A 9569-nucleotide genomic window follows, 5' to 3' on the forward strand; every position below is an offset into this window, starting at 1 on the left:
ATACTTAATTTGTCCAGCCAACTGTTTTTTTGGGTGATCGCCTCTCCTCAAAAATAGTTACTTTGTACTATATGCCCATGCCAAAATCGGGGTTAATGCTCTATTTATTTCAAAATGAGAATTGCTGATACTTTAACCAGTGACTGGAAAGAGATACCTAATAGTGGTGCGGTCATTGGTGCTATCGTTATGCCAGATGGCAAAATAGTCGGCGTTGGAACCAATAAAAGCCTCTACACCCGAGATAGCTTGATCAGTGACTGGAAGGAAGTACCTAATAGCGGTGCGGTTATTAGTGTCACCGTCATGCCGGATGGGGAGTTAGTTGAAGTTGGGGCGAATAATCGCCTCTATAGCCGAGATAGCTTGACCAGTGACTGGAAGGAGATCCCGAATAGTGGTTCAGTTATAGCAGTGACTTGTTCAGTTCCACCCAAATTTACAACCCCTGAACCAGTTCCTAGCGACAATACGGATCAAGTATCTAAACCGATAAAATTAGGTCTGACAGGTGGTTCAATCTCAGACACAGATTTTCAAATTCTTCCTAAAGATACTGCTCCACAATCACAATTGAAAAAGGTATTTGTGAATGCAGGTTGAGCAATTGACGCACTTCAGGTTGAATACGAAAATCCCGCTTCTATTCCGGGAGAAACCTATCTTTCAGACCTAGTTGGTGGTCGCGGCGGTACAAAAGGAGAATTTTCCATACCAGCAGGGGATTATCTCACGAAAATAAGCGGCATTTGGGGAATGTCAGTACCAGGACGTCCCAAGCAAGAAATTGTCACCATCCAATTTGAAACCAAAAAGGGAGTTAAATCACCCGTTTTTGGGGGAAAGCATGGAAAACAAGAAGTTGACCCTTTCGTCTTAGAAGCGCCAGAAGGTCAGGAGATTATCGGGCTCTTCGGTTTGTCTTATGCAAGGGACGGGATGATAGGAGATGAAACCCTTATAGAGAAAGACATTGCTGCGATATTTGTCATTTGTTTTCGATCTAGAGCGAGCTAATCAATTAAGTTTCTTGCCAGATAAGGATTTAGTCGATTTATGCCACCCGATCGAACTATACCAAGTAACGAAGAACCGATTATCGGCTTCTTTGGCTCTTATGGGGGAGGGCAAAATTTGTTAGTACGTTTGGGGATTTATTGCCAAACTGTTACAACTTTGGCAAAACTGGAACCATCTAATCCTCAAACTCCATCAAACAATGAAGAAGTTACTCCCAAGGAACAATCATCTAGTATCAAACCCGAAACATTGACCCCATCGGAACCATCTAATCCTCAAACTCCATCAAACAATGAAGAAGTTACTCCCAAGGAACAATCATCTAGTATCAAACCCGAAATATTGACCCCATCGGAACCATCTAATCCTCAAACCTCAGAATCAACTCAAGATAAGAATATGTCTGAACCATTATCTAAGCCTGACACCACTGAGCCGACTAAACCCTCTAATACAACCAAGAAAAAACGTTTGGTTGTTTGTTGTGATGGTACTTGGAATGAATTAGCAACTTCCTATCCTACAAATGTCGTCAAATTTGCCCGCTTAGTTAAATACACCGCCGATGATCAAACCCTACAAATGGTTCATTATATATCAGGATGTGGCACAGAAGAAGACGCTGATTTAATCGAGCGTTTAGGCGGGGGTGCTTTCGGCTGGGGAATTGACAGAATTATTCAAGATGCCTATCGCTTTTTATGTATGAATTATGACGTAGAAGCTGAAGACGAAATTTACCTAGTTGGCTTTAGTCGCGGAGCCTATACAGTTCGTTGTTTAGCAGGTATGATCTATAACAGTGGTTTATTGAGCCGTTCCAAAATCCGCGAATTGCCTAAAGCTTATGAGCTTTATCGAAATTCTAAAATTAAGCCAAATGATCCAGAAGCTCAAAAATTCCGGGAAGATAACTCCAAAAAGATAGATAGCGAAAAAGATTATTTACAAGGTCGTGTACCGATCAAAATGTTAGGGTGCTGGGATACGGTGGGAGCATTAGGTGTTCCTGATCTAACGCCTTGGCTACCCTTGGCTAAACTCTGGAATCGGAAGTATGAATTTTTCGATGCTAGACTAAGTCCGATTGTGGAAAATGCCTTTCATGCAGTTGCCATTGATGAGAAACGCAGAGGTTTTCCCTCGTCCGCCATGGAGAGAAGTGACAAAAATCCTGAACAAGTAGTCAAAGAAGTTTTCTTTGCTGGTGAACATGGCTGTATTGGTGGAGGAACTAAAGAATATCGGGGGCTATCGGACTATACTTTACAATGGATAATCCACGAGGCTAAAAAGTTGGGATTGGAGTTTGATTCAACTGAAAATTATAGTGAGGAATTCCAGATTAAACCAGAGCCAACGACTAAATTTGATAATAGCGTGACTGGTGTGTATGCCTTAGCTGGTGAAGGATGGCGACCGATAGAATCTTTAAAAGTTGCCGTTCATTACAGTGTGGTCGAACGACTTAAGGCTGATCCCAATTATCGTCCTCAAAATCTAACTCCTCTGCTTAATAAGTTGCTGCCCTAATTTAGACATTTTCAAATTTGGCAACGCCCAAGTTTTGATGTACACCTCATACCATTTTTCTTTATTCGCGTCACAACGAATGCAGGCTTGGCAAGCATTCGAGCCTGGATGTCTGTCATGGATTTAGAAATTTGGTATCACATTGACGCAAAACAAGGCTCTGGTATTAAACCTCTTGGGTGGTGATTCGGTATTAGTGATGGCGGCTTAATTCTTTGCTTTGCTGTGCATTGTAGTCATGGATAAAATACCAAAGGGTTCCCCAACGTGATTCTCCATTTTTTTAGAGAAAGATAGACTCTCTCTCACCAGCCGAGAAATCCTTTGTCGAAAGGTATTATTTAATCTTTCAATAGGATTAGTTTGATCAGTTTCTTTACCTACTGCCCGATGACGTTTACTAGGAATTACTGTCTTATAGGACTCCCAAAAGTCTGTGTAAGCAACCGCGCATTGTCGGTAAACACCGGGTAAACTGGCCCAAAGTTTTTTTGCTGATTGACGACTCCTATCTCCGCGCATAGCAGCCAATAATTTCCCTTGTCTTTCTATCAATTAACCGCCAAATATAAACCTTTATCGTCTTAGAAAAAACAAAAGACCACATCTCATCACATTCTATAACCAATTTACCTTTTAGTTTGTCCGAAACCTTTATTTGACGCGGACAGCCGCCAGTTTATTGTTGACATAATTTTGTAACCATGACCAACTTACCCCTGTTACTCTAGCAATTACTCGTAAGGAAATTCCTTCGAGCAAGAGTTTATCAATTAATTGTTTGGTTTCGTCAGAGACGGTTTTATTAGTGGGATTGATCACAAACTGACGACCACATTCTTTACATTGACGTTTGGGTTTTTCATTATGAATAGAACCATTCTTAATCCTATGGTGAGAACCACAATTAGGACAGGGGAATAGAGGTGAACTAGGGGGAGGATTTTGTTCGGTGCTAGACTGATATTTCAGTAAGCCAGACAGAAGCCAGAAAAAGATATTTATCAGAAAAGTCATGATCAAGCTAGAGGTTTAAAGACTGATCGGGTTCCAATTATTTTTATTCATAAATATTGGTTCTTCGGTTTGTCTTATGCAATAGACGGGAGTTATAAGGGATGGAACCCTTATAGAGAAAGACATTGGGCGATTTTTGTCAATTGTTTTTTATCTAAAGCGAACTAATCAATTAAATCCCTTACCAGATAAAGATTTTGTTGATTTATGCCCCCCTATCGAACCATAACAAGTAACGAAGAGCCTAAATATTTTACACAATTCATACCAGGTAAGCAAGAGGGCTACGCCACTACTACCAAATCATTACCTGATGTTAGAGGTTTGAGAGTATTTTCCTTCGATTTACCAGTCGGTAGCGTTGTTTATGCAGATAAAGCTGACAACGACTATGAGACTGAAGACTTGTTGCTTGAAGCGGAACATATCCAACTCTCGGCTATGCGTAAGCACAATTCTAAGTACCTATTAATTTTGCTGAGGTACTTAACTTTTTCTGGCAATTTATCCTGTAATTAAAACAGACAAAAGAGAGAAATAAATTCTCTCTTCTGCTCGTGAAAATTATGCCAATTTTTAGATAAACGAGGGGAATTTATTCTATTTGTAATTGGCTCTCGTGTCTTTAACCGCCGCCCAAAAAAATAGGGCTGTTAGTGGCACACTTGCCGCTAGAATTAGGCCAGTGGTGGTATTGCCTAAATCCGGTTCTCCTGAACTAATTTCAAAGACACAACCCACACCAGCGATCGCTGCAATACAGGATAATAACAATAAAACGCCGCTTTTCGGGGTCATTTTCACTCCTCACCTAAATTAACTAATGCCTTTATTTTGTCACTTTCTCGACCGGTTTCACCGCTTGCACGGAAAAACCGTGTTTTTTTAATTCTTCATTGAGTGCCAAATCGTTATCGACTCTGTCCACGAACATGACACCATTAAGATGATCCATTTCGTGTTGAATTACCCGCGCTAGTAAACCGTTAGCTTGCAGTTTTCGCGGTTTCCCCTGTTCATCTTTATAACTCACTTCGATCGCTTGGGGACGGATGACATCTAAAAACACATCGGGAATACTCAAACAACCCTCTTCCGCTTTGCACAATTCCCGACTATAACCGATAATTTGGGGATTAATCAGAATTAGGGGCGGATTTTCGGGTTTATCGTGTTCACAATCGATGACAATCAATTGTTTATTGACTGCCACTTGCGGAGCCGCTAAACCGATACCATTGGAACTATACATAGTTTGCAGCATTTCTCTGGCTAATTGGCGGATGCTGTCATCGACTTTAGCAATCCGCTTGGCCGGTTGACGCAGGACTCGATCGCCGAGATAATGCAGTTCTAAAGGGGGTTTTTCTAATTTGCGTTTTTCTACGGTAATAGTGGCGCTCATAAACTTAATTATCGATGGGATGCACAATTTTGATTTTAGTCACTGGCTCTGGGGCATTTCTCAGGAAAAGGGAGAAAAAAACCCAGACCCTTCATAAAATTTTACACTGATCACAGACAGTTCGTCTATATCAGGAGGTGGGAAGTGGGAAACTTTTTCAGTAAGCAGTAATCAGTAATCAGTGGGGGAGAGGGAAGAAGGGAGAAAAAAGCTGATTGTAACCTGCTACTTATTAGTAATTGGTATTCCTAACCATTGACTTAATTCCGCCGCTAACCATTCAATTTCGGGTTGACTCAGATAGGCTTTTGTCTTATTACTAATAGTATATTCTTTAGTCCCCGCCCAAATAGTTAAAGCCATCGGTACATAAACTCGATCACCATCGCCATCTTTGGTATGATAACCATCAGCTTTCACCAGTTTATTAATATGTTCCCGTGCCATTTTCTTTTTACCCGGAAGTGTCAAACCCCAAATTCGCTGAATGGCAACAATTTCTTGACTATTAATAGTAATAATTTCCTCCCCTTTGAGACAATAAATAATCTGGTAAAGCATTCCTAAACCCACAAACCAAAAAGGCAAGGAAAAGAGCAGAAAAAACCAACTTATCCACAGAGTAATAGAAATGGCTCCTCCTGTCCATACTAATAAAAAAGCGTTCCAAGCGATGGCAAAGGTTCCAAGATAAATTAATTTAGGGGTAAAACCTTCGGGGGGTAAAAATATTTTAATTTTCTCCTCGTTTTTTTGCAATTGTACCCGACTCCCGGAGGGTTTTTCAAGGTTTGAGGAAGTTAATTGCATTTCGTGGAGAGTATTTAAAGCTTGATTTGCTGCTTGTGCTGAAACAAACCTCTTCTCCAGACTAGGTTCAATTAACTGCCCTAACCAATGAACAAAAGCAGGGCTTAAATTGGCTAAATTATTTAATTGAATTTTGCCATCTTTTTGGGGTAAATCGGCGGGATGAATGCCCGTAGCTAGATAGATTAAAGTCGCTCCTAAACTGTATAAATCAGAAGCGGCAACGGTGCGACCACCGAATTGTTCGGGGGGCATATAACCGTAGGTTCCGACGATAGTTAAAGTGGCCTGTTCCTGTTGGGCAACAGTCTGGACAGAACCAAAATCAATTAAATAAACATTGCCGATACTATGACCAGTTCGATCTTTTAGTAAAATATTACTAGGTTTCAAATCCCGGTGGATAATTGGCGGGTTAAGTCCATGGAGATAAATTAAAATACCTAGGATAGATTTAGCTAATTCTTGCAGGTCTGATTCACTAAATTTGCGACCATTTTCTATCTGTTCCTTGAGAGATTTAGCCTCGATATAACTCTGAACAAGGGCAAAACCTTGATAGGTATCGGTGCGAACTTCAAAATAGTCGATATATTCAGGAATCGAGCGACAATCTAGATGTTTAAGAGTTTCGGCCTCCCGTTCAAAGAGTTTTAAATCTGTCCATTCAAAATCGGGACTGAAGATTAATAATTTGACGACAACAGTAGTACCCGTTTTTAGATCTTGGGCGAGAAAAGTGCGTCTTCCGGTTTGTTTACCTAACTGACTTTGAATTTGGTATCGATCGCCTAAAATTTGCCCTGGCAGCATACAATGTATTTCTAGGATAATCCTAATTATAGGTTAATCGAGAAATTTCTCAACTGCAAGCTAAGAAAACGGAAGTTTGACCGAATCATCAAAACTTCAGCATCTCCCAGAATAAATGCGGCGAAATTCAATTGTATCACCCGTTTTTCGCTAATCTCTGGACTGAGGGAGGTATTTTTTCAGGTAAAAGAGAAAATAGGCATCAAAAAAAAATTGACCTCTCTCGGTCTAGGGAGTTTTAGTACAAATGTTCAGAATAGCAACTGCGGCGCTGCCATGTAGTCTGAAGGCGTAATTTAGACAGTCAACAGCTTAGGGGACAAGGGAGCAATCAGTTTAATTCCCATCGAGGTGGAGTTTCCTGATATAGTTTTAAAAGCAGTCGGTTCAAGACAAAAAGACATGGTTACTAGGGGCGAACGAGGAGTAGAAGTGAGGAAAAACGAGAACTTTTCTCTGGCTTCCTATCTGGAGGAAAAGCGGTTAATTGTCGAGTCAGCTTTAGATAGCTCTTTAGTTATCGGCAATCCCGCCAAAATCTACGAGGCGATGCGCTATTCTCTCCTCGCCGGTGGCAAACGTCTGCGGCCGATTTTATGTCTGGCTACCTGTGAATTGATGGGGGGTTCCCTAGAGATGGCTTTACCCACCGCTTGCGCCCTAGAAATGATTCACACTATGTCATTAATTCATGACGATTTACCCGCCATGGATAACGATGATTACCGACGCGGGAAATTAACCAATCATAAGGTTTTTGGCGAAGATATCGCTATTTTAGCGGGGGATGGTCTCCTAGCCTACGCTTTCGAGTATGTGGCTACCCAGACTCTTAATGTACCTCCCCTACAGATTTTAGAGGTAATTGCCCGTTTAGGTCGCACTGTCGGGGCAGCGGGTTTGGTGGGAGGTCAGGTTTTAGACTTGGAATCCGAAGGAAAACCGGATATTTCGGCAGAAACTCTCGGTTTTATCCATACTCAGAAAACGGGGGCTCTGTTGGAGACTTCTGTGGTGTCGGGGGCAGTTTTAGCGGGGGCAAAAGGGGAAGATATAGCTAAATTAGCCCGTTATGCCCAAAATATTGGCTTGGCTTTCCAAATTATAGATGATGTTCTCGATATCACGGCGACAAAGGAGGAATTGGGTAAAACCGCCGGTAAGGATCTACAGGCACAAAAAGCCACCTATCCCAGTCTCTGGGGGATAGAAGGGTCCCGACAGCAAGCTCAACATTTAATAGATAGTGCCATCAATGAATTGAGTAGCTACGATGAGGCTGCTGAACCTTTACGGGCCATCGCCGAGTATATTGTTAATCGTAAAAATTAAATTAAACGAATGAGATTATGCAGGACTTCGAGCAGGTGTTACACAATCAAATACTGCTAGTCTCTCTTTTAGCTTGTTTCACTGCCCAGGGACTAAAAGCGCTGATTGAGTTAATCCGCGATGGTAAGGTGAGTCTGCGCTATCTAGTCTCGTCGGGGGGAATGCCTAGCGCTCACTCGGCACTGGTGGGGGCCTTGGCTACTGGGGTAGGATTACAGATGGGTTGGTCTAGTGCCGAATTTGCCATCGCCGCGCTTTTTGCGGTTATTGTTATGTATGATGCGGCCGGAGTGCGTCAGGCAGCAGGAAAACAGGCCCGGATTCTCAATCAAATTATTGATGAAATGTTCCAGGAGGGCAAGGAATTTAACGAGGAACGTTTAAAGGAATTAATTGGTCATACTCCTTTTCAGGTGCTGGTCGGTTTAAGTCTGGGTATCGGTATCGCCATGGTGCTGCTCTGTCATTAATTGAGGTGTTTTCTGAGGTTTAGATAAACTAGATCTAATAACGGAAAATCCGGGGTAATCACTCATGTTACAATCCCTAAAAATTGAAGGCTTTCGCGGTTTTCACAATTTTGAGATGGCCAATCTTGGTCGAATTAATCTCTTAGTAGGTAAAAATAATAGCGGTAAAACTTCTATTTTAGAAGCGATTCTTATTTATGTTTCTAAATTTGATATAAGAAAAATACAAAAAATTCTTAATCATCGGGGTGAGTATTCTCATAGAGAAATAGATGCGGCTAATCTTCTCGGTGCGAAAGTGCTATCTTATCAGATAAAAAATTTATTCTATAAATACTTACTAAAGGATAATCAAAAAATAGTGATTTATGAGCCAGATAAACCAGCCAATCGGGTGATTTTAATTATTCAATCTACATCTAAAGGATTACTCTCTAAAGTCAATAAAAATAATTTACAATCCATAGGTAGTTTTTGCTTAGTGGTTGAATTTGAGCATCAGCAAAAAGTCTATTCTTTATCACCTGAAGAAGAAATTTTACAGATAAATTTAACCGATAACAAACCGTCTCACGATTTTAAAAAACTAGAATTATTTTGGATTCCTCCTCAATCTATAGCAGTTAATACAAACAGATATTTTTTCAGTCAAAGTCTGCTTAACTCTACGGATAACCTAGTTATCGAAGCTTTAAAAATCATTGAACCTAAAATAGAAAAAATTGCGACTACCGAAGAATTTCAACCTCCAGTATTTAGTAGTACATCGGGAGGACGTGGGGGATTTATGGTTAAACTTAAAGGAACAGAAGAACCAGTTCCGATTGGCAGTTTAGGAGATGGATTTTGGCGGATGTTGGGATTAATTTGAGCGATGGTTAACCTTGAAAATGGAATTTTATGGCTCTTCGTTACTCTTTATGCTAAATCAACAGACAAGATGCCAAGATAACATACTTCTAACCCAAAAATTCCGAAAGTTTCTAAAGCCATAGCCTCTTCTTTTTATTAGTTTAAGTTTATTGTTGATTCCCTCGACCACCCCATTCGTTGTCCTTCGCTCGAAATAACTAATTATTTCTCCAAACCAGTTTCGGATTGTTTGACAACTCTTAGTAAAAACACTGGAGGATTTTGCCAACCATTCCGAGATGGATAGCATTCCCTCT

The 9569-nt window shown here is 40.8% G+C and carries 11 protein-coding genes and 1 pseudogene; 7 read left to right on the forward strand and 5 right to left on the reverse strand.

The genetic code is table 11. The features are described 5' to 3' along the window. Positions 1–114: 114 nt before the first annotated feature. From IQ224_RS18220 to IQ224_RS18235, 3 genes are read left to right on the forward strand one after another with little or no spacing between them, the layout of a single operon-like run. A complete protein-coding gene (locus tag IQ224_RS18220) occupies positions 115–603 on the forward strand; it encodes a hypothetical protein (RefSeq protein WP_228036301.1) in 489 nt (162 codons plus the stop codon). Positions 604–645: 42 nt separating this feature from the next. Further along, positions 646–1017 carry a jacalin-like lectin gene (locus tag IQ224_RS18225; protein ID WP_230457602.1) on the forward strand — a complete coding sequence of 124 codons (372 nt, stop codon included), beginning with the start codon at positions 646–648 and terminating at the stop codon, positions 1015–1017. 39 nt (positions 1018–1056) lie between these two features. Further along, on the forward strand, positions 1057–2553 hold the full coding sequence (locus IQ224_RS18235; protein WP_228036302.1) for a phospholipase effector Tle1 domain-containing protein: 1497 nt from the start codon (positions 1057–1059) through the stop codon (positions 2551–2553). A gap of 193 nt (positions 2554–2746) precedes the next feature. Here IQ224_RS18235 and IQ224_RS18240 read toward each other — a convergent pair. Continuing rightward, positions 2747–3525 (reverse strand): annotated as a pseudogene (locus tag IQ224_RS18240) (IS1 family transposase). Positions 3526–3777: 252 nt separating this feature from the next. Here IQ224_RS18240 and IQ224_RS24325 point away from each other — a divergent pair. Then, positions 3778–4089, forward strand: a complete 312-nt coding sequence (locus IQ224_RS24325) for a hypothetical protein (RefSeq protein WP_228036303.1) — start codon at positions 3778–3780, stop codon at positions 4087–4089. Positions 4090–4170: 81 nt separating this feature from the next. On the opposite strand, the gene IQ224_RS18245 is transcribed toward IQ224_RS24325, so the two are convergent. The 3 genes from IQ224_RS18245 to IQ224_RS18255 form a co-directional block, all read right to left on the reverse strand. Then, positions 4171–4368 carry a hypothetical protein gene (locus IQ224_RS18245; RefSeq protein WP_002731987.1) on the reverse strand — a complete coding sequence of 66 codons (198 nt, stop codon included), beginning with the start codon at positions 4366–4368 and terminating at the stop codon, positions 4171–4173. A gap of 31 nt (positions 4369–4399) precedes the next feature. Next, complete coding sequence (def, locus tag IQ224_RS18250) at positions 4400–4975, reverse strand: peptide deformylase (RefSeq protein WP_002748816.1); 576 nt, start codon at positions 4973–4975, stop codon at positions 4400–4402. A gap of 225 nt (positions 4976–5200) precedes the next feature. Then, positions 5201–6598 carry a serine/threonine-protein kinase gene (locus IQ224_RS18255; protein WP_002748820.1) on the reverse strand — a complete coding sequence of 466 codons (1398 nt, stop codon included), beginning with the start codon at positions 6596–6598 and terminating at the stop codon, positions 5201–5203. A 402-nt stretch (positions 6599–7000) separates the two neighbouring features. Between IQ224_RS18255 and crtE the strand changes: the two genes are divergently transcribed. The 3 genes from crtE to IQ224_RS18270 all read left to right on the forward strand — a co-directional run bounded on the left by crtE (position 7001) and on the right by IQ224_RS18270 (position 9271). Beyond that, entirely contained in the window at positions 7001–7930 is a 930-nt protein-coding gene (crtE, locus tag IQ224_RS18260) for a geranylgeranyl diphosphate synthase CrtE (RefSeq protein ID WP_002748822.1), read from the forward strand. A 17-nt stretch (positions 7931–7947) separates the two neighbouring features. Continuing rightward, positions 7948–8400 (forward strand): divergent PAP2 family protein, encoded by a 453-nt coding sequence (locus tag IQ224_RS18265; protein ID WP_002748827.1) that lies wholly within the window; start codon positions 7948–7950, stop codon positions 8398–8400. Between the two features lie 64 nt (positions 8401–8464). Then, the gene (locus IQ224_RS18270) at positions 8465–9271 is read left to right on the forward strand and encodes an ATP/GTP-binding protein (RefSeq protein ID WP_002748830.1); all 807 of its coding nucleotides are present in this window, start codon (positions 8465–8467) and stop codon (positions 9269–9271) included. Positions 9272–9328: 57 nt separating this feature from the next. Here IQ224_RS18270 and IQ224_RS18275 read toward each other — a convergent pair. Continuing rightward, the coding region (locus IQ224_RS18275; protein ID WP_194032751.1) for a transposase at positions 9329–9569 on the reverse strand (241 nt) is incomplete at its 5' end.

Origin of the sequence: Microcystis sp. LEGE 00066 (assembly GCF_015207925.1) — a bacterium.
Taxonomy (GTDB): Bacteria; Cyanobacteriota; Cyanobacteriia; order Cyanobacteriales; family Microcystaceae; genus Microcystis; species Microcystis ichthyoblabe_A.

Bases quoted from the DNA above. Each gene is read 5' to 3' on its own strand.
- IQ224_RS18265 (WP_002748827.1), top strand. From the start codon at position 7,948: ATGCAGGACTTCGAGCAGGTGTTACACAATCAAATACTGCTAGTCTCT.
- crtE (WP_002748822.1), top strand. From the start codon at position 7,001: ATGGTTACTAGGGGCGAACGAGGAGTAGAAGTGAGGAAAAACGAGAAC.
- IQ224_RS18220 (WP_228036301.1), top strand. From the start codon at position 115: ATGAGAATTGCTGATACTTTAACCAGTGACTGGAAAGAGATACCTAAT.
- IQ224_RS18270 (WP_002748830.1), top strand. From the start codon at position 8,465: ATGTTACAATCCCTAAAAATTGAAGGCTTTCGCGGTTTTCACAATTTT.
- IQ224_RS18255 (WP_002748820.1), bottom strand. From the start codon at position 6,598: ATGCTGCCAGGGCAAATTTTAGGCGATCGATACCAAATTCAAAGTCAG.
- IQ224_RS24325 (WP_228036303.1), top strand. From the start codon at position 3,778: ATGCCCCCCTATCGAACCATAACAAGTAACGAAGAGCCTAAATATTTT.
- IQ224_RS18235 (WP_228036302.1), top strand. From the start codon at position 1,057: ATGCCACCCGATCGAACTATACCAAGTAACGAAGAACCGATTATCGGC.
- IQ224_RS18245 (WP_002731987.1), bottom strand. From the start codon at position 4,368: ATGACCCCGAAAAGCGGCGTTTTATTGTTATTATCCTGTATTGCAGCG.
- def (WP_002748816.1), bottom strand. From the start codon at position 4,975: ATGAGCGCCACTATTACCGTAGAAAAACGCAAATTAGAAAAACCCCCT.